Origin of the sequence: Pedobacter cryoconitis (assembly GCF_014200595.1) — a bacterium.
In the GTDB taxonomy this organism is placed as follows: Bacteria; Bacteroidota; Bacteroidia; order Sphingobacteriales; family Sphingobacteriaceae; genus Pedobacter; species Pedobacter cryoconitis_C.
Genome location: NZ_JACHCG010000004.1, coordinates 264,683 through 283,883, shown reverse-complemented (window position 1 = coordinate 283,883; position 19,201 = coordinate 264,683). Strand labels below are relative to the sequence as shown.

Annotated in this window: 16 protein-coding genes; 11 read left to right on the top strand and 5 right to left on the bottom strand. The window is 39.0% G+C overall.

Translation table 11 applies throughout. From position 1 onward, the window contains the following. Positions 1-62 precede the first annotated feature (62 nt). Positions 63-1,295: a porin gene (locus HDE70_RS20980; RefSeq protein ID WP_183891749.1), complete on the bottom strand. Its 1,233-nt coding sequence runs from the start codon at positions 1,293-1,295 to the stop codon at positions 63-65. A gap of 258 nt (positions 1,296-1,553) precedes the next feature. On the opposite strand from HDE70_RS20980, the gene HDE70_RS20975 reads away from it, so the two are divergent. The 3 genes from HDE70_RS20975 (at position 1,554) to can (ending at position 4,225) form a co-directional block, all read left to right on the top strand. After that, positions 1,554-1,832, top strand: a complete 279-nt coding sequence (locus HDE70_RS20975; RefSeq protein ID WP_260161879.1) for a hypothetical protein — start codon at positions 1,554-1,556, stop codon at positions 1,830-1,832. 78 nt (positions 1,833-1,910) lie between these two features. Next, positions 1,911-3,506, top strand: coding sequence for a SulP family inorganic anion transporter (locus HDE70_RS20970; RefSeq protein WP_183865919.1), 1,596 nt, complete (start codon positions 1,911-1,913; stop codon positions 3,504-3,506). Positions 3,507-3,511: 5 nt separating this feature from the next. Further along, positions 3,512-4,225 (top strand): carbonate dehydratase, encoded by a 714-nt coding sequence (gene can / locus HDE70_RS20965; protein WP_183865918.1) that lies wholly within the window; start codon positions 3,512-3,514, stop codon positions 4,223-4,225. A gap of 62 nt (positions 4,226-4,287) precedes the next feature. Here the strand turns inward: can and pruA are convergent, their stop codons facing one another. Beyond that, on the bottom strand, positions 4,288-5,916 hold the full coding sequence (gene pruA / locus HDE70_RS20960; RefSeq protein ID WP_183865917.1) for an L-glutamate gamma-semialdehyde dehydrogenase: 1,629 nt from the start codon (positions 5,914-5,916) through the stop codon (positions 4,288-4,290). Positions 5,917-6,085: 169 nt separating this feature from the next. Between pruA and lpxK the strand changes: the two genes are divergently transcribed. Genes lpxK through HDE70_RS20945 form a run of 3 tightly spaced genes read left to right on the top strand, consistent with a single transcriptional unit; the run spans position 6,086 to position 10,114 of the window. Continuing rightward, positions 6,086-7,144 (top strand): tetraacyldisaccharide 4'-kinase, encoded by a 1,059-nt coding sequence (lpxK, locus tag HDE70_RS20955; protein ID WP_183891748.1) that lies wholly within the window; start codon positions 6,086-6,088, stop codon positions 7,142-7,144. Further along, a complete protein-coding gene (locus HDE70_RS20950) occupies positions 7,116-7,931 on the top strand; it encodes a purine-nucleoside phosphorylase (protein ID WP_183891747.1) in 816 nt (271 codons plus the stop codon). The genes lpxK and HDE70_RS20950 overlap by 29 nt, the downstream gene beginning before the upstream one ends. After that, positions 7,931-10,114 (top strand): putative porin, encoded by a 2,184-nt coding sequence (locus tag HDE70_RS20945; protein ID WP_183891746.1) that lies wholly within the window; start codon positions 7,931-7,933, stop codon positions 10,112-10,114. Before HDE70_RS20950 ends, HDE70_RS20945 begins: the two co-directional genes overlap by 1 nt. Before the next feature lie 3 nt (positions 10,115-10,117). On the opposite strand, the gene HDE70_RS20940 is transcribed toward HDE70_RS20945, so the two are convergent. After that, positions 10,118-11,326, bottom strand: a complete 1,209-nt coding sequence (locus tag HDE70_RS20940; protein ID WP_221302114.1) for an asparagine synthetase B — start codon at positions 11,324-11,326, stop codon at positions 10,118-10,120. 227 nt (positions 11,327-11,553) lie between these two features. Here HDE70_RS20940 and HDE70_RS20935 point away from each other — a divergent pair, with 227 nt between their 5' ends. From HDE70_RS20935 to HDE70_RS20925, 3 genes are read left to right on the top strand one after another with little or no spacing between them, the layout of a single operon-like run. Then, complete coding sequence (locus HDE70_RS20935) at positions 11,554-12,015, top strand: peptidylprolyl isomerase (protein ID WP_183865912.1); 462 nt, start codon at positions 11,554-11,556, stop codon at positions 12,013-12,015. A 3-nt stretch (positions 12,016-12,018) separates the two neighbouring features. After that, complete coding sequence (locus tag HDE70_RS20930) at positions 12,019-12,552, top strand: DUF5606 domain-containing protein (RefSeq protein ID WP_183865911.1); 534 nt, start codon at positions 12,019-12,021, stop codon at positions 12,550-12,552. A 25-nt stretch (positions 12,553-12,577) separates the two neighbouring features. Then, positions 12,578-12,781, top strand: a complete 204-nt coding sequence (locus tag HDE70_RS20925; RefSeq protein ID WP_183865910.1) for a hypothetical protein — start codon at positions 12,578-12,580, stop codon at positions 12,779-12,781. Positions 12,782-12,836: 55 nt separating this feature from the next. Here HDE70_RS20925 and rlmH read toward each other — a convergent pair whose 3' ends face one another. Beyond that, the gene (gene rlmH, locus HDE70_RS20920) at positions 12,837-13,310 is read right to left on the bottom strand and encodes a 23S rRNA (pseudouridine(1915)-N(3))-methyltransferase RlmH (RefSeq protein WP_111635304.1); all 474 of its coding nucleotides are present in this window, start codon (positions 13,308-13,310) and stop codon (positions 12,837-12,839) included. 70 nt (positions 13,311-13,380) lie between these two features. Here rlmH and HDE70_RS20915 point away from each other — a divergent pair, with 70 nt between their 5' ends. Both HDE70_RS20915 and HDE70_RS20910 read left to right on the top strand, forming a co-directional pair. Beyond that, positions 13,381-15,213, top strand: a complete 1,833-nt coding sequence (locus HDE70_RS20915; RefSeq protein ID WP_183891744.1) for a MutS-related protein — start codon at positions 13,381-13,383, stop codon at positions 15,211-15,213. 96 nt (positions 15,214-15,309) lie between these two features. Then, positions 15,310-16,647 carry a GH1 family beta-glucosidase gene (locus tag HDE70_RS20910; RefSeq protein WP_183891743.1) on the top strand — a complete coding sequence of 446 codons (1,338 nt, stop codon included), beginning with the start codon at positions 15,310-15,312 and terminating at the stop codon, positions 16,645-16,647. Positions 16,648-16,697: 50 nt separating this feature from the next. Here HDE70_RS20910 and HDE70_RS20905 read toward each other — a convergent pair whose 3' ends face one another. Next, positions 16,698-18,965 (bottom strand): aconitate hydratase, encoded by a 2,268-nt coding sequence (locus HDE70_RS20905; protein WP_183865907.1) that lies wholly within the window; start codon positions 18,963-18,965, stop codon positions 16,698-16,700. Between the last annotated feature and the right edge of the window lie 236 nt (positions 18,966-19,201).

The following is a 19,201-nucleotide window of genomic DNA, read 5'->3' as shown; positions in this document are numbered from 1 at the left end:
AAATTAAAATTGTTTATCACTTATTTTCTGTTCAAACAAGACGGATTTTAAAAGGTGCCGGATTACCAGCGGTATTGTAAACGGGTGGTAAAGACATCGTCTCTGACATCTTTAGTATAATTTGTCAATTGAGTAGGAGAGTTGATTACCCGTTCGTTATAAACTGTCAGTTTTAAACGTGAACTGAATAAATAAGTCATCCCATAACCCAGGGTACTAAATTTAATATCACCCGCAGTTGTATTGTTATCCAGGCCAATTTGATCTTCATGGATCTTACTGTTCGGATCATAAACGTCGTAGGCAAGCAAGGCACTAAACTTGCTTTTTAAAATCTGCTGGGTAAACCAGATGTAATAACCTGAAAAATTACGCAGATATAGGTCAGTAGCTGGCTGAGTAGAAAAGCTCTGACTGGCCAGTGTACCGCTAACTGAACTTGAAGCGGCTACTCCTGGTTGTACACCAGCAACATATTCAGCTTTTAAACTGGTTGTTCCAAAGGTGTTATCATATTGGATCTGCACATTTCCACCATAATAATTCCTTTTCAAATTGGCACCTTTGTAAGATGGATCTGTATTTTTAGTAAACCCATTTCCATTATTTGTATAGTAACTCTCGGTACCATTGCGTACTGAGCCTTTATAAATTGATCCGCCAAAACCGATGTGGAGTTTCTTATTGGCCAGACTGTCAAATTTAAACGAAAGATTACCGATCACATCTTTTTTTGAATCATAATCCCTTGCAAAAAGTCCGCTTCCATTAACCACAGCAACGTCTATGTTCAGAAAACGAAGCTCTTTAATGGGTTGATACGATAACATCGCACCAATATCACGTTCGCGTGGCATAATAGTCTGAAAAACCCTGGCGCGTTCAGGAAAATCCCGGTAACCGGAAGAGTAAACAATCGAATAACCGAAAGGTCTGTTAAAAAGACCTGCGGTTAATTGAAACCGTTTATTGTCAGGTTGATGAAGTTGAATAAAGGCATCCATTAATTGCACGCCGTTTTGTGTTGCATCAATCTGAAAGACTATACTGGAATATTTATCTACCCGGTCAATTTTAAGACGGCCTCTGCGGATGATAAAACGATTATCAGAGTTTTCAGCAAAATCTCCGCCCGAAAAAGATGAAATCCCCGGGGATTGTGCTTTTTGAAACTGCGTTTGTAGATAACCAGTAATTTTAATATCATGGATATCATAAGAAGAAGGCGCATTATTACTTTGACTGAAGACTAACAGCGGATAAAACAAAACCAGGGTTAGCAGGGATCTTTTCATAGGTATGGTATTGTGATCAGGTTTAGGAACTGCGAAAGTACATTTAATGCTAAATTAATCCACAGGTAATCTTGGGAATTTTGAAAATGAAACAGGCTCCTGAAAACTTAATTACATTTTTTTTACATATTTTTTCTGTAAAAAGTGCTCCTGGGTATTACATTTGGAAAGTAAAAAAAGCTGAATACACACAGAATGTCCTTTTATAAATATCGATTACATATTGTTATAGCCTTTATAAGCATCTTCACCGTGAAGATGGTTATTTCTGCTGCGCCAGTATTTGTCGGTCATATGGATAAGAATACCATTAAAAGTGTTATTCTTCAATTAGAGCAGGAACATAGTTCTGATTGTGATTCAGGAAAATCTTTACTCAAATTCATCGACTATAAACCAATTGATTTTCATAACACCTATACCTATGTGCCTTTATTGGTAGATTTCGGAATCAGGAACTGTTATATTGATCACTTCAAGCGGTATGTAGATCCCTATCATCCATCGGTACCCACTCCGCCGCCTAACTTTTGCTAATTCTTATTGATTAAACGGTTAAACCCATTGGGATTAAGCGTAGTTAAATAATTATAAGTAATAATTAGCATTAATGTTATGCAGAATGGAAACTCAATCTCCTCAAAGGCTGGATTGAAGAAATATATCTTAAAAAAGAATTTAAAGCGCGATTTCCCGGCTAGTATAGTCGTGTTTTTAGTGGCCCTGCCGTTGTGTCTGGGAATAGCCCTGGCTTCGGGCGCCCCATTATTCGCCGGTTTGATCACTGGTGTTATTGGAGGAATAGTTGTTGCCAGTTTCAGTGGATCTCAGTTAAGTGTGAGTGGCCCTGCTGCTGGTTTGACGGTAATTGTATTGGGGGCTATAGCTCACCTGGGCAGTTACCAGACATTTTTACTGGCAGTGATGCTGGCGGGATTGATGCAGATTGTGCTGGGTATGGTCAAAGCAGGTACAATTGGCAACTATTTTCCTTCGAGTGTAATTGAAGGGATGCTTGCTGCAATTGGACTAATCCTGATTTTAAAGCAACTGCCACATGCATTAGGTGTAGATAAAGATTTTCTGGATGAAAGCTTAAGTAGTGGTCCGATGTTTAATATTGTAGGACAGGCGCTAAAAATGCTCAATCCGGCTGCAATAATCATCACTGTGCTTTCCATTGCTATCCTGATCTTCTGGCCAAAATTCAAAAAGCTGAGTGCTGTACCGGCTCCGTTACTGGTTGTTATACTAGGTATAGGATTAACTTTGTTTTTTCAGCAAACACAATTCGCGTTAAAAGCTGAACAGATGGTTAATATTCCTGTTGTGAGCGGATGGGGCGAGTTCTCGAACCTGTTCACGATGCCGGATTTTTCTGCCATTACCAATAAAGAAGTCTGGATTGTTGCCTTAACGATAGCAGTTGTGGCAAGTTTAGAAACGTTGCTGAGTATCGAGGCTGTAGATAAGATTGATCCTGTAAAAAGAGTTTCACCAACCAACAGAGAGCTGATTGCACAGGGACTGGGAAATATGACGAGTGGTTTGCTTGGCGGTTTACCTATGACTTCTGTAATTGTAAGAAGTTCTGCAAACGTAAATGCCGGTGGAAAGACTAAAATGTCTGCCATTTTACATGGTTGCTGGTTACTATTGTCTTTCCTGTTTATTCCGGGATTGATCAATATGGTTCCACTAGCCTGTTTGGCAGCGATCCTGTTAGTGACTGGTTACAAACTGACAAGAATCAGTTTATTCAAACATATGTATCATAAAGGCTGGGATCAATTTGTTCCATTTGTGATTACTGTGGTTGCTGTTTTATTAACTGACTTATTAAAAGGTGTGGCCATCGGCATGTTGTTGTCTGTGTTTTATTTACTGCGGACCAATATGCGTAACCCATTCTTTTACAAAATCCATGAAGAAGGGAACAAAAAGAACCTGAGAATCAAATTGTCTGAGGAAGTATCATTTCTGAACAAAGCGGCGATACAGGTTGTATTGACAAAAATCCCTCAGGAAACCAATGTAATTATTGATGGAAGCAACTCCAGATATATCCATCCGGATGTATTGGAAACCATTTACAATTTCAAACATAATGCTTATACAAAGGGGATTATAGTTACCTTAGTTGAGATAAAAGAGCATTATATAGTACCAAAGATAACTGACAAAATTATTGAAGATATTCATAAAATATAAATATTATGTGTGCAAAATTAGAATCCCACAATCACGATATCACTTACGAAGGATTATTACAAGGTAATAAAGACTGGGTAGCGAAAACTTTAGCGGAAGACCCTACCTTTTTTGACCGTTTATCTGCTGGACAGAAGCCACCAATTTTATGGATTGGCTGTTCAGATAGCAGAGTACCAGCCAACCAGATTACCAATACCAATCCTGGTGACATCTTTGTTCACCGCAACATTGCAAATGTTGTGGTACATACAGATATGAATATGTTAAGTGTACTGGATTATGCGGTAAACGTATTAGAAGTAGAACACGTCATTGTTTGCGGACACTACGGATGTGGTGGTGTTGCAGCAGCGTTGAGCAACAAGCAATTCGGAATTATTGATAACTGGTTAAGAAATATAAAAGATACTTACCGTTTGCATTATCATGAACTGGACAGGATATCAGATGATAAAAAACGTACAGACAGACTGGTAGAACTGAATGTTATAGAAGGTGTATTTAACCTGACTAAAACATCTATTGTTCAAAACAGATGGGGAAATGGAAAGAAATTAGGTATCCATGGTTGGGTTTACAGTTTGGAAACAGGATTAATCAAAGATCTGGGAGTAACCACAGAATCTAATGATCATATTTCCTCTGTATTTAAGATGGATGGTCTGACTAAACCTAAAGTTGAAGCTCCGGCCAAAACAGCTGTTGATCAGAAATAATTTACTACAAATTATAATGTTATAAAAAAAGCCGGTATTAACCGGCTTTTTTTATGTTTTGATTAGCCCATAAATGGGTAACGGTAATCCTTTGGTGGATCGAATGTTTCTTTGATTGTACGTGGAGAAACCCAGCGCAATAAGTTAATCATTGAACCCGCTTTATCATTTGTACCTGAACCTCTGGCACCGCCAAATGGTTGCTGACCAACTACAGCACCAGTACATTTATCATTGATATAGAAATTACCAGCCGCGTTACGTAAAGCATAAGATGCTTTATCGATAGCATAACGGTCCTGAGCAATCACAGCACCAGTTAAAGCATACCCCGAAGTTGTATCGATTAACGCTAATACCTGGTCAAAATCTGCATCATCATATACATATACAGTCAATACAGGACCGAACAATTCTTCGCTCATGGTCGTGTATTTAGGATCATCAACAACTAAAACTGTCGGCTCAATAAAGTAACCTTTAGATTTATCGTAATTTCCACCAGCAATGATTTCTACGCCTTTGTCAGCTTTTGCCTGATCAATATATTTCGCCAGTTTAGTGAAAGAACGATCGTCAATCACTGCATTTACGAAATTGCTGAAATCTTCAGTTCCACCCATTTTGAAGGTAGCAAGATCACGCAACATCAATTCTTTAATTTTTGGCCATAAACTTTTCGCGATGTAAGTTCTCGAAGCAGCAGAACATTTTTGTCCCTGGTATTCAAAAGCACCACGTAAAATAGCCGTACTTGAAACCTCAGCATCAGCAGAAGCATGAACCAGGATAAAATCTTTACCACCAGTTTCACCTACAATACGAGGGTATGTTTTGTATTTATGAATGTTTGTACCAATAGTTTTCCAGATGTTCTGGAATACAGCAGTAGAACCTGTAAAGTGAATACCAGCAAAATCAGGGCTGTTAAAGATTACTTCTCCAGCTTCAGGGCCATCTACATAAACCAAGTTGATTACGCCATCAGGTAAACCTGCTTCTCTGAAAATCTCCATCAATAAATTCGCTGCATAAACCTGAGTATCGGCAGGTTTCCAAACGACAACATTACCCATTAATGCTGCTGATGTTGGCAGGTTTGCCGCGATAGCAGTAAAGTTGAAAGGAGTTAAAGCGAAAACAAACCCTTCTAAAGGACGTTGTTCAACTCTGTTCCAAACACCTTTTGGAGAAACCGGAGGTTGTTGTTTATAAATGTCAGCCATATAACTTACGTTGAAACGTAAGAAATCTATCAGCTCACAAGCTGCATCAATTTCTGCCTGGTAAGCATTTTTTGATTGACCAAGCATTGTTGCTGCATTTAATTTATAACGATACGGACCCGAGATTAACTCAGCGATCTTTAAAAATATAGCTGCACGTTGTTCCCATGGCAGGTTTTCCCATTGAGGCTTTGCAGCTAATGCCGCATCAATTGCCTGTTGTACATGAGTTTTGTCGCCTATGCTATATTGTGCTAAAACGTGTTGGTGATCGTGCGGTGGAGTAACTGTTCCTTTTTTATCAGTGTGGACTGCTTTGCCCCCGATATACATTGGGATGTCACCTTTTTTTGAACGTGCTTCAGCTAAAGCAGCTTTCAATAATTCACGTTCTTTACTTCCTGGTGCGTAACCTAAAATAGGTTCGTTCTCAGGTGTTGGTACGTTAAAAAATCCTTTGAGCATGATATAATATTGTTGTTTGCACAAAGATAGTTTTTTATTTTATTGCCTGTCAATCCATTCTACTATATGATATTCTGCTAACAGACCACATGGCGCAGGAAAATAATTCTTATTTTTGAAGAGCGGTTTCAATTTAGCTGAAATTTCAGACCGCTTCTGAATCTATAGCATGATAAAATACATCCGGTTATTATTACTTCCCTTTTCTGTTTTATACGGTATCGTGGTTATTTTTAGAAACAAGCTCTATGATTGGGGGCTGTTCAAATCTACCCGGTTCGATATTCCTGTGATTTGTGTAGGCAACTTGGTTGTGGGTGGCTCAGGAAAAAGTCCGGTAACCGAATATCTGGTGCACTTAATGGCCGGTTATAAAATTGCCATTTTAAGCAGAGGTTACGGAAGAGAGACGAAAGGATTTATATACGCAGATCAGACTGCTACTGCAAAGTCGATAGGGGATGAGCCCTTGCAATTTTATCATAAATTTCCACAAGTGACCGTAGCCGTATGCGAAGACCGGGTAAAAGGAATCACACAATTGAAAGACGCACATGATGTGATTATACTGGATGATGCCTTTCAGCACAGAAGACTGAACCCCGGATTCAGTATCCTGCTCTTTGAATTTCAAAAATTACTGACCACACAATTTTTATTACCAGCGGGTAATATGCGGGAACCTTTCTGGGGTTATAAACGTGCAGATATTTTATTGGTGACTAAATCACCTCTGGATATTACTGTTCAGCAGAAGAAGCAATGTGCTGCTCACTTTGATAAAACATCTGCTGCTCAGCTTTTTTTCTCTGCTATAAATTATAAAAGCCTGACAGGTCTTTTCACCGGTACATTACTAAATGTAGAATCGCTGAAAGATAAAAAGATCTTCTTATTGACTGGTATCGCCAATCCAAAGCCATTATTTGATTACCTTTCAGGTTTTTCTGCTGTGATTGAACATCATGATTACCCGGATCATCACGCATTCAGTTTAGGGAATTTGCGTAAATTGGCAGAGGCATTTCATCAGGATTCTGCGAAAGAAAAAATTATTATCACAACAGAAAAGGATGCGCAACGTTTATTTGATGTTACAATCAAAGAATTACTATTAAATTTGCCTGTATTTTATTTGCCTATTCATATAGATATTGAGGCAGCCTGCAAAAAAACATTTGACCAAAAGATCCTAAAATATGTTTCAGACACTACACGAAACCGTTGAGTACATTAAACTAAAATGCAATAATTTCCAGCCGGAAATAGGAATAATACTAGGTACCGGATTAGGTGGCCTGGTGAATGAGATCGATGTAGAATTCAGTCTGATGTATTCCAATATTCCTAATTTTCCGATTTCTACTTTAGAATTCCATTCTGGAAAACTGATTTTTGGAAAACTGAACGGTAAAAAGGTAGTTGCTATGCAAGGCAGATTACACTATTACGAAGGATATTCCATGCAGCAGATTACTTTTCCGATCAGAGTCATGAAAGCCCTTGGTATTCAGCACCTGTTTATCTCTAATGCTGCTGGTTCGCTGAACGCTGACTTTAAGAAAGGTGATTTGATGATTATCAATGATCATATCAATTTGCAACCTGAAAGCCCGTTACGTGGAAGAAATGATAATGATATGGGACCAAGGTTTCCTGACATGAGCCAGCCTTATCAAAAAGACTTTATCAAGCGCGCGATGGACATTGCAGCAGCAGAAAAAATCACTTGTCACCAGGGTGTTTATGTCTCTGTAACAGGGCCAAACCTGGAAACAAAAGCAGAATATAAGTATTTACGTATTATAGGTGGTGATGCAGTAGGGATGAGCACAGTTCCTGAAGTTATTGTTGCCAATCATATGAGCATTCCTGTTTTTGCAATTTCGGTATTGACAGATGAAGGTTTTGGTGATGTTTTAGTTCCGGTAAGTTTGGAAGAAATACTGGAAACAGCACGCGCAGCTGAACCTAAAATGACGAAAATATTAAGCCAGCTAATTCTTTCTTTATAATGTATAAAACCATTGTTTTATTTCTTTTAAGCTGTGTCTTGTTTGGGGCAAAGCAATCTTTTGCTCAGGACCTTAAGACTTCAGTGAATCAAAATAAAGAATTAGATTCCTTAAGAAGTAAGCTGGAAAATAGTAAAGACTCTGTTATTTTTACCTCGAGGTTTATCCGTTATACTACGCTTAAGCTAACTAAAGATAGTATTCAAACGCTTGCGCTGGATACAAGTTTAAGAGGGATGCAGAATTTCAGCCCGATTGCTCAGCCCAGAAGGCCGACAATCAATACTGGAAATATTGGTCTTGCCGCTAAAGATCTTTTATTTGAGCCGATCAAAACGATTGGCTTTAATCCGGGATTCCATTCACTCGATTGGTATGCGCTGGGGAACGATGATATTAGATATTATCAGGCACGTACCCCTTTTAGTAATATTTATTTTGCCGGACAATATAGTGGGGAGGCAGAGCAGCTTTTTAGGGTGATGCACTCTCAGAACATTAAAAAGAATTTTAACGTTGGGGCGAGTTATAACAGGATAGGTGCTAATGGTTTATATCAAAGGCAAAGAGGGGATGTACTGAATGGTACATTTTTTAGCTGGTATACTTCGCCAAACAAAAGATACGCACTGTATGCAAATGCTATCTTTAATACGCTGAAGGCTTATGAAAACGGATCGATTATCAATGATAATATTTTTGGAAGTAATAACCTTTCCATAGACCGGATGTCTCAGTCGGTGCGGCTGAATTCTGCCAGGCAAATTTACAGGAAGAACACTTTCTTTCTGAGACAAACCTATTTTGTTGGCCGTATTGATAGTCTGGATCAGGAAATCTCTAAAAAAGTACTCCCTACCAATAAGATTACTTATACGATCAAATATGATAAGGATTCTTATGCTTTTCAGAAGAATGAGGCTGATGACCATACTGTTTTACCTTCAGGTATGCGCGATCTTTCCTATACCAATGATAGTACTACTGTAAAACATATACAAAATGAGTTTATATACAGTTTCTTTCTGCGTGGAAAATCCAGTTCTGTCATCAAGAATGAATTGAAACTGGATGCCGGTATCCGTCATGATTTTTATAACTACTCTCAAATAGTGGGTGTGCTCCCGCAGACGAATACTTATAATTATACAAATGCTGCCGGGGTAGTTACTTCAGAGACAATTACGGTTAACAATAAGTATTTTTCTAATTACGCGAAGACATTCCAGAATGTAACGCTTTTGGGGGCTGCGGGCTATAGGTTCAGTAACCGGATAGATCTGAACTTTGACGTACAGCAAATCTTCCAGGGCAGACAAGCCGGAGACTTTATGTATGAAGCTAAAAGTAATTTGCTGGTTAGCAATAACCTGGGCAGGATAGTTTTGGGAGGTTATATTCAGAATAAATCACCAGAAGAAATTTACGATACCCATTATGGAAACCACTTTGGCTGGACCAATGCAACTGTGGACCCAAAACTCGCTGAACTTAAGGCCGCCAATCCTTTAGTATCACCTAATATTGTGATGCTGGCCAGTCCATTTAACAGAACGAAAACAGTGAACCTGTCTTTTAAATATATCAATGATAAGCTGGGGCTGGATGCCGGTGCAGAATATTATATGATTAATAACTATCTGTATTTTGTACAGAAAAATACTACTGTTGACTCACTGACTATTCTGCCAGCACAAGAATCAGGGAGCATTAGCGTATTAAAAGTAACGGTCGGAAAGAAATTCAAGTTCGGCAGGTTCAACCTGGATAGTTACATTGTTTATCAGAAAACAAGTAAACCTGATATTATGCCAACACCTGAATTTTATACTTATAATAGTTTGTATATGAAGGCGAAGGTATTCAAAGTTTTAAATACAGAGTTTGGAGTGGACGTAAAGTACAATACAAAATATGTGAATTATTCTTATTCCCCATCCGTGAGCCAGTTTTATATTCGTCAATCTGCTCCCGATGCTGCTATTCCCTACAAACCAGTCAAATTTGATAGTTATCCGATTGTTGATGTTTGGGTAAGGGCAAGTTTAAGAAAAGCTAATATCTTTGTTAAATACGCCTATCTTAACCAGGGAATCCAGTCTAAAGGATATTATACGGTGAACAGATACCCGATGCAAGACCGGGCACTTCAGGTAGGTCTGAGCTGGAACTTCTACGATTAAGGATCAGGTTTTCTGATGCTTTTTCTTTGCCGCAGGAAACAGGACATTATTTAAAATCAAACGATATCCCGGTGAATTGGGATGCAGGTTTAAGTCTGTGGGTGGATCACCCACAGCATGCTGATAGTCTTCAGGATCATGTCCTCCATAAAAAGTAAACTGTCCCTTTCCAATATCACCATGCAGGTAACGGACTTCTGCTGCCCCCTTATTTTCTCCCAGAACAGTAATGTTTGGTTTGATCAGGCTCTTTCTGAAAGCTGTGGTCTGACCCATGAAGCCTTTAATTACGCGGTCATGATCCTGGGTCAGCATGGTTGGTACCAGGTCTGACTTCGCTGAAAATTCAAATAAGGTGAAATAATCATTTTGCTGATTCAGGCTTCTGGTTTGTGTGACATCAATATCAGAAAACTCATAATTTGCAGGATTTGGGTCCAACCTGAAATCTTTAAAAGCCAATGTCTTATTGTAATCCAGTTTAGACTGTGCATTCGGGTCTTCTGCATCCCCATCAAACATGCTGGCACAAATATCTACCCCTTCTGCCGACAGGGCGATATCAAAACTATCCGTAGCCGAGCACATGGCAAAAAGAAAACCTCCGCCCGCACAAAATTCAGTCATCTTTTTTGCTACTGCCAGTTTCATCAGCGATACTTTGCTGAACCCGTTTCTTTTGGCTGTTGCTTCCTGAGTTCTGACATCTTCTTTGTACCAGGCTGCGTTCTGGAAGGCACTCCAAAAACGGCCGTACTGCCCGGTAAAATCTTCATGGTGCAGGTGCAGCCAGTCGTAACCTGTTAACTTATCTTTTAATACTTCGTCATCATATACAATATCATATGGGATCTCTGCATAAGTGAGCACCATGGTTACAGCATCATCCCATGGCAACTTGCTTTTGGGAGAGTAGACAGCAATTTTTGGCGCTTTTTCCAGCTTAACCATTTCCATATTTACAGCAGGATCGCTGATTTCGTTGAGTATGGCAGTTACTTTGCCATCGGCGATGACCTGGTAAGAAACTCCCCTGGTTTTACATTCGTCCTCTATCAGCTTGCTATATTTAATCAGAAAACTGCCGCCCCTGTAATTCAATAACCAGCTTACATCTGCCTGCTGCTTAATACTCCAGTAGGCAATACCATAAGCTTTGAGATGATTTTTCTGATCTTCGTCCATGTTAATCAGAATTGATGAAGCTTTCATTGCCAACGTTAAAGTGAGCAATAACAGCAAAAGGAAACTCTTTTTTAAAATCATAAGTTAGCAGGCCAGGTACTAATCTAAACTTTAGATAGCTGATTTAAAATTTTTACTACTATTAAACGTTAAAATGAATCATTATATATACATTTATAGGTTGGATAGGTTTTTGAACCTTTAGTTTATCTAGTCGTTTCAATTTACTAAATTTGACCATTACAAAAAAGAATATGAGCAAAGCAATAATAAAAACAGAAAAAGGCGACATGACTGTCGAGTTTTATGACACAGATGCCCCTAACACAGTTGCGAACTTTAAAAAACTAGCAAATGAAGGGTTTTATGATGGAATCACTTTTCACCGTGTAATTCCTGATTTCGTAGTACAGGCAGGATGTCCGAATTCCAAAGATGCAGCTACAGCTCATTTAGCTGGAACTGGTGGCCCTGGTTACAAAATTGACTGTGAACTTGATGGTGGAAATCAACATCACGAGCGCGGTGTATTATCTATGGCACATGCTGGCAGAAACACTGGTGGTTCACAATTCTTCATTTGTCACAGCAGATCAAACACTGCACATTTAGATAGAAACCATACTTGCTTTGGTAAAGTGGTTGAAAATGTAGACATTGTTGATGATATCAAACAAGGAGATAAGATTTTAGGTATAGAAGTGATAGAAGATTAAGATATGAATTTAAGAGGAATTGTAGCCGTATCCGGCAGACCAGGTTTATTTAAACTTGTTGGACAAAATAAAGCAGGTTATGTACTGGAAGGCTTAGATGCTCAGAAAGTTAAAATTGTAACTAGTATCTCTTCTACTAAACTGGCTTCATTAGAAGATATCACTATCTATGGTGAAGATGAAGATTTGAAGTTAGTTGATGTTTTAGCAAATATTGCTGCATTAAAAGGTGAAGTTGCTGACGCTAAAGCTGATGCTGCTGTTTTAAGAGCATTATTCGTTGAGGTTGCACCTACACACGATCAGGAAAAAGTTTATACTTCAGATATGAAGAAAATCGTTACCTGGTACCACTTATTAAAGGATCTTCCTTTATTCACAGAAGCGGCTCCCGGAGCTGTTGAAGGTGCTGAAGCGGTTAAAGCAGCAGATGACAAGAAAGTTAAGGCTACGCCTAAACCTTCGAATGCTAAAGCTCCCGTTAAAACATCTCAGCCAGCTAAAAAAGCTAGCATGACAAGCAAAAAAGGAGTTTAAGGACTCCATACTATAAAAAAACCGGATGTTTAACATCCGGTTTTTTTATGCGCAGAATTTCTCTGCACAAGTTAAATATCGTTTACAAGTAATAGACGATCAGCAGAAATGCAAGTATCGAGATAATGATGGCTATGGTGAAGCCCCATCGGTTGCCATTGCCTCTGCTTCTGAATCTGTATTTTCTTTTAAAATCTCCTGGTTGCATAAAATTCCTTTCTTAGTTTAATAGCTTATGATGATGATGCACAAAATGAAATATTCCATAAAGCATTTCAGGATTTCTATTCATGATGGTAAGGTTCGCCCTTTAAGATACTAAATGCTCTGTACAGCTGCTCCACAAAAAATAAGCGGACCATTTGGTGTGAAAACGTCATATCTGACAAAGAGATACTTCCATTTGCTCTCTTATATACACTTTCGTCAAAACCATAAGGGCCGCCAATCACAAATATCATATGCTGAACACTTCCGATCATTTGTTTGTTTAAATAATTTGAGAACTGAACAGAAGTGTATTTCTTCCCTTTCTCATCCATCAGGATAACAGTGTCCAGGTTGCTGATTTGTTTCAGGATCAGTTCGGCCTCTTTTGTCTTTTGTTGTGCTTCTGTTAAATTCTTGGTATTCTTCACATCAGGAATCACGACCAGGCTGAAACCAATATAATGCTTTAACCGGTTAAGGTATTTTTCAATACCCTCGATCAGATATTTATCCTCTGTTTTTCCGACAACGAGTAAAGTTATTTTCATTCAAAATTAATGTGCTAATGTAGTAATCCCTATATTAGAAGCGCTTCTAATATAGACAGGATTCAAAGATATGGTAAAATCTAAAGATAGTATTTTAAAGGACTATCAAAATAACGTTGCAACTCAGGAAGAACAGATTACTCAAATTAATAAAGCACTCAATAACATCTCGTTATCCAGGTTAGGTCTGTTTATCATCGAAATTCTTTTAGTGAGTATAACAATCTATTTTGGCTATCACTGGCTGATTGGTATCCTGATGTGTATTCCTGTGTTGTGTTTTATGGTTATTGTAAAGCGTCAGGCTGCTAAAGAACAGGAGCTGAATTACGCAGAGAAAATGCTTTTCGTATTTCAGAATGAAGTTAATCTCATCCTGACAGGTAAAAATAAATATAAAGAAGGCAAGCATTTTGAAGATGAATATCACCCTTATGCTTCGGATCTTGACATTTACGGACATTCTTCTTTATATGCATTTATTAACCGTTCAAACACGGTAAATGGGATGAAATTGCTGGCAGATAGTTTGAACAAACCTGCCACGCCAGCAATTATTATGGATCGCCAGGAAGCAATCATTGAATTAACCAGGCATATTGACCAGACTTTCCATTTCAGGGCAGGGCTTCAGAATCATAAACCGGAACAGCTGGAAATTATCAGTCATAAACTGGAGCACCAGATGCCGGATCAATTGAAATTTACACATAGTCCTTTATTGAGGCTATATACAATGATAGTACCTTTTATCTCTGCCGGATTAATCATTCTCGGTTCTTTATATGGTGGCTTCTACTGGGAAGGATTAGGACTTTATGCCTTTGTTAACGTTGTTTTATGTTTTTACTTTAGTAAAAAGATTAACCTTGTTCATTCCGGATTCAGCGGGAGCGCAAGTTTGCTCAATGCGATCTCAGGAACTGTAAAATGGACGGAAGAACTCAAATGGGAAAGTAAATACATTAAAGGTTTTTTTACGGAGCTTACCGTAACCGTACCTTTGAGTGTACAGATCAAAAAACTATCAGGCATTATCAATTCATTTGATGTCCGGTTAAATATGGTTGTCGGGACTATCTTTAATGTATTCCTTTTATGGGATTTCAGATGTGCGATCCAGCTGGACAAATGGTTTGTGAACTCTTCAGATCAATTGATCAAAGGATTGTATACCATCAGCCAGTTTGAAGAATTGATTTCCTTCGCTACCTTCAACTATAACGAACCAGAGCTTACTTTCCCGGTTATCTCAGACACTTTTCATTTCGAAGCCAAAGATCTGGGCCATCCGCTGATTGCAGAAAGCAAACGGATAGTGAATACCTATAATTTTGATAGTAAGCCAACCGTTGATATCGTGACCGGGTCAAATATGGCAGGTAAGAGCACGTTTCTGCGGACAGCCGGTATCAATATGGTATTAGCCTTTTCCGGTGCCCCTGTGTGCGCTAAATACATGAAGGTATCCATTTTTGAAATCTTAACCTATATGCGGATTAAGGATTCACTGAATGACCAGACTTCAACCTTTAAAGCCGAACTGAACAGGTTGAAAATGATTCTGGAAGGAGTAAGCACCTTAGCACATCCATTAGTACTGATCGACGAGATGCTGAGGGGAACAAACAGCAAGGATAAATACCTGGGGTCGAAAGTTTTTATTCAGCAGATGATCCTTAGAAAAACACCAACACTATTTGCTACACATGATCTTCAATTATCAGAAATGATTGAAAAGTATTCAGGACTGGTAAGAAACTATCATTTTGATATCCAGCTGGCAGAAGGAGAAATGAATTTTGATTATAAATTAAAAGAAGGCGCTTGTAAAACATTTAATGCGGCATTACTTCTGAAGGAAATAGGATTGAGCTTCAATCCTGAGGAAGCAGAGGCTTAAAACCTGACCGGAAAATTTAATCAGCTTATAACTTTACTGTAAACATAACATGAAGTTAACATCAAATTCTCATATTGCCTGTTATAGAATTCAGATATGATTAAAGCATCCGATTTTGGTGATGATTTTTCGTGGGGCGTGGCTACTGCCGCTTTACAGATTGAAGGCGCCGCAGACATGTATGGTAAAGGCCCTTCTATATGGGATACTTTTTCCAAAAGATCCGGTAAAATCAAGAAAGGGCATAATCCAGCTATGGCTTGTGATTTTTATCACCGCTATAATGAAGATATTGCACTGGTTAAATTGCTTGGATTCTCGGTATTCCGTTTTTCTATCTCCTGGCCAAGGATTCTTCCTTTTGGCAAAGGAATCGTTAACGAAGAAGGGATCAGGTTCTACCATAATGTAATAGATGAATGTCTGGAGCAAGGGATTACGCCTTACATTACGCTTTACCATTGGGATTTACCGGAAGCTTTAGAAGAAGAGGGCGGATGGACAGCTTTTAGCATCAATATGGCATTTAATGCTTTTGTTACGTTATGTGCCCGGACTTACGGAGATAAAGTAAAAAACTGGATTGTACTGAATGAACCTTTCGGCTTTACTTCGCTGGGCTATATGCTCGGAGTACATGCACCTGGAAAAACGGGGCTCACTAACTTTTTCTCTGCCGTACATCATACTGCCATTGCGCAGGCAGACGGAGGACGCATCTTACGCGCAGAAGTAGCTGGTGCAAATATCGGAACTACCTATTCCTGCTCAGAGATTATCCCCTATACACAAAGTGATTCCGATATTCTGGCAGCCTCCAGGGTAGATTGCCTGATGAACCGTTTATTTATAGAACCCGCATTAGGAATGGGTTATCCGGGACAGGATTGGGAGGTGATGGAGAAATTTGCCATCTCACATTCTACGTGGCGGCATACCGAACGTCTCACGTTTGACTTCGATTTTATTGGATTACAAAACTATTTTCCGCTCACGATTAAATACAATGCGTTTATCCCGGTTGTACAAGCATGGGAGGTCAAAGCGAAAAACAGGAAAAAACCACATACTGCTATGGGCTGGGAAATTAATGGTGATAGTTTCTATAATATCATTAAACAGTTTGCCTCCTATCCTTCAGTCAAAAACCTGGTGATTACAGAAAATGGCGCGGCCTTTAATGATAAGCTAACAGGCGGTGCAATAGATGATACTGACAGGATCGAATACTTCCGGTTATATCTGCTGGCTGTACTCAGAGCTAAAAAAGAGGGGATAAACATTACCGGTTATATGGCCTGGACACTGCTCGACAACTTTGAATGGGCAGAAGGCTTTAACGCCAGGTTCGGTTTAGTCCATAATGATTTTAAAACGCAACAAAGAACGATCAAATCATCAGGGTACTGGTGGCAGGAATTTCTGAAAAAATAAAGACATAAAAAAACTCCCGCCTAAAGACGGGAGTTTTTTTATGAAGTATATTATTGAGCTACTTGCTTACGAATAATATTCAATGCACCACCGGCTTTGAACCAGTCGATCTGCTGTGCATTATAACTGTGGTTAACTTTGAAATCTTCTTTCGTGCCATCTGCATGGTTTAACACAAGAGTTAAAGGTACATCAGGAGTGAAAGTTGTTAAGCCTACGATATCAATTACATCATCCTCACGGATTTTATCATAATCTTCCTTGTTTGCGAATGTTAAACCTAACATTCCTTGTTTTTTTAAGTTAGTTTCATGAATACGTGCAAAAGATTTAACCAATACAGCACGAACACCAAGGTGACGGGGCTCCATTGCCGCATGCTCACGTGAAGAACCTTCACCGTAGTTTTCATCACCAACTACGATAGTTCCAATATGATCTGCTTTATAAGCACGTTGTGTTGCAGGAACAGGACCATATTCACCAGTTAACAGATTTTTAACGGTATCAGTTTTATCGTTGAAATAATTCACTGCACCGATCAGCATGTTATTAGAAATATTGTCCAGGTGGCCACGGAATTTCAACCATGGACCAGCCATAGAAATATGGTCAGTTGTACATTTTCCTTTTGCTTTGATCAGTAATCTTAAACCTGTAAGGTCTGTACCTTCCCATGGAGTAAAAGGATCAAGCAATTGCAACCTGTGAGAAGTTGGAGAAACTAAAATCTGAACACCACTTCCATCAGCTGCTGGTTCCTGATAACCTGCGTCATCAACAGCAAAACCTCTTGGAGGCAATTCAAATCCTGTAGGCTCATCCAATTTTACCTGCTCACCATTTGCATTGGTTAAAGTATCAGTCAATGGGTTGAAGCTTAAGTCACCAGCAATAGCTAAAGCTGTTACCAATTCCGGAGAACCAACAAAAGCAAAAGTATTCGGGTTACCATCAGCACGTTTCGCGAAGTTACGGTTGAAAGAATGAACGATTGTGTTTTTCTCTTGTTTCTCCGAACCTACTCTGTCCCACATTCCAATACAAGGTCCGCAAGCATTTGTAAATACTTTAGCACCTATTTGTTTGAACACATCCATAAATCCATCACGTTGTATCGTGAAACGGATTTGCTCAGATCCAGGGTTGATACAATATTCAGATTTAGCTGTTAAGCCTTTTTCTGCAACTTGTCTCGCTACACTCACCGCTCTTGAAATATCTTCGTATGAAGAGTTTGTACAAGACCCGATCAAACCTACGTCGATTTTCATCGGCCATCCGTTAGCTAAAGCAACCTCTTTCATTTTAGAAATAGGGGTCGCTAAATCCGGAGTAAACGGACCGTTCAGATAAGGCTCCAATGTAGATAAGTCAATTTCAATTACCTGGTCAAAATATTTAGCAGGATCAGCATAAACTTCAGCATCACCAGTTAAGTGTTCTTTAACAGCGTTGGCAGCATCAGCAACATCAGCTCTGTCTGTAGCACGTAAATAACGTTCCATGCTCTCATCATAACCGAAAGTTGAAGTCGTTGCACCGATTTCAGCACCCATATTACAAATGGTACCTTTACCAGTACAGCTCATATTCGTTGCACCTTCACCAAAATATTCAACAATAGCACCAGTACCACCTTTTACAGTCAGGATACCAGCTACTTTTAAGATTACATCTTTAGGTGAAGACCAGCCGCTTAATTTACCGGTTAATTTTACACCAATTAATTTAGGGAATTTAAGCTCCCAAGGCAAACCTGCCATTACATCACAAGCATCAGCACCACCAACACCAATCGCAACCATTCCTAAACCACCAGCATTCACGGTGTGAGAATCTGTTCCGATCATCATTCCACCTGGAAATGCATAGTTTTCCAATACAACCTGGTGAATGATACCTGCACCTGGTTTCCAGAAACCAATGCCGTATTTATTGGATACTGAAGCAAGGAAATCAAAAACTTCTTTACTTTCTGTATTCGCCGCAGGAAGATCCTGCTCTGCACCTAATTTTGCAGTAATCAAGTGATCACAGTGTACCGTTGAAGGCACAGCAACTTTCGGTCTGCCAGCCTGCATAAATTGCAATAATGCCATTTGGGCAGTTGCATCCTGCATAGCTACACGGTCAGGAGCAAAATCTACATAGTCAGTACCTCTTACGTAAGAAGTATTTGTTTTTTCATCCCAAAGGTGAGTATATAAGATTTTTTCTGAGAGTGTTAAAGGTCTGCCTACTAATTTACGGGCCGCCTCAACTCGGGGACCAAAGTTTGCATACACCTTTTTGATCATTTCTATATCAAAAGCCATTGATAATATGTGTTAAAAGGTAATATAATTTAAATTATTTGTAGCGAATTTACAAAAAAAAACAGGCTGAGGCTAACCTATGTAAGTTCATTATATTATTTATACATGTTCTAAATAAAATAACTGCTTCTTCCTGGAACTCAATCCGCTGAAGGTTGTCCGTAAACGTACGTTATCGTCCGTTTACGGACAACCACTATAAGAGCCGGGCTTCAAATAGCTGTCTGGAAGTCTTT

Excerpts from the sequence above, each read along its gene's own strand:
- HDE70_RS20915 (WP_183891744.1), top strand. The coding sequence starts at position 13,381 with ATGGTAAAATCTAAAGATAGTATTTTAAAGGACTATCAAAATAACGTT.
- HDE70_RS20940 (WP_221302114.1), bottom strand. The coding sequence starts at position 11,326 with ATGAAAGCTTCATCAATTCTGATTAACATGGACGAAGATCAGAAAAAT.
- can (WP_183865918.1), top strand. The coding sequence starts at position 3,512 with ATGTGTGCAAAATTAGAATCCCACAATCACGATATCACTTACGAAGGA.
- HDE70_RS20975 (WP_260161879.1), top strand. The coding sequence starts at position 1,554 with ATGGTTATTTCTGCTGCGCCAGTATTTGTCGGTCATATGGATAAGAAT.
- HDE70_RS20930 (WP_183865911.1), top strand. The coding sequence starts at position 12,019 with ATGAATTTAAGAGGAATTGTAGCCGTATCCGGCAGACCAGGTTTATTT.
- pruA (WP_183865917.1), bottom strand. The coding sequence starts at position 5,916 with ATGCTCAAAGGATTTTTTAACGTACCAACACCTGAGAACGAACCTATT.
- HDE70_RS20935 (WP_183865912.1), top strand. The coding sequence starts at position 11,554 with ATGAGCAAAGCAATAATAAAAACAGAAAAAGGCGACATGACTGTCGAG.
- HDE70_RS20950 (WP_183891747.1), top strand. The coding sequence starts at position 7,116 with ATGTTTCAGACACTACACGAAACCGTTGAGTACATTAAACTAAAATGC.
- HDE70_RS20910 (WP_183891743.1), top strand. The coding sequence starts at position 15,310 with ATGATTAAAGCATCCGATTTTGGTGATGATTTTTCGTGGGGCGTGGCT.
- HDE70_RS20905 (WP_183865907.1), bottom strand. The coding sequence starts at position 18,965 with ATGGCTTTTGATATAGAAATGATCAAAAAGGTGTATGCAAACTTTGGT.
- HDE70_RS20980 (WP_183891749.1), bottom strand. The coding sequence starts at position 1,295 with ATGAAAAGATCCCTGCTAACCCTGGTTTTGTTTTATCCGCTGTTAGTC.
- HDE70_RS20970 (WP_183865919.1), top strand. The coding sequence starts at position 1,911 with ATGCAGAATGGAAACTCAATCTCCTCAAAGGCTGGATTGAAGAAATAT.
- HDE70_RS20945 (WP_183891746.1), top strand. The coding sequence starts at position 7,931 with ATGTATAAAACCATTGTTTTATTTCTTTTAAGCTGTGTCTTGTTTGGG.
- rlmH (WP_111635304.1), bottom strand. The coding sequence starts at position 13,310 with ATGAAAATAACTTTACTCGTTGTCGGAAAAACAGAGGATAAATATCTG.
- lpxK (WP_183891748.1), top strand. The coding sequence starts at position 6,086 with ATGATAAAATACATCCGGTTATTATTACTTCCCTTTTCTGTTTTATAC.
- HDE70_RS20925 (WP_183865910.1), top strand. The coding sequence starts at position 12,578 with ATGTTTAACATCCGGTTTTTTTATGCGCAGAATTTCTCTGCACAAGTT.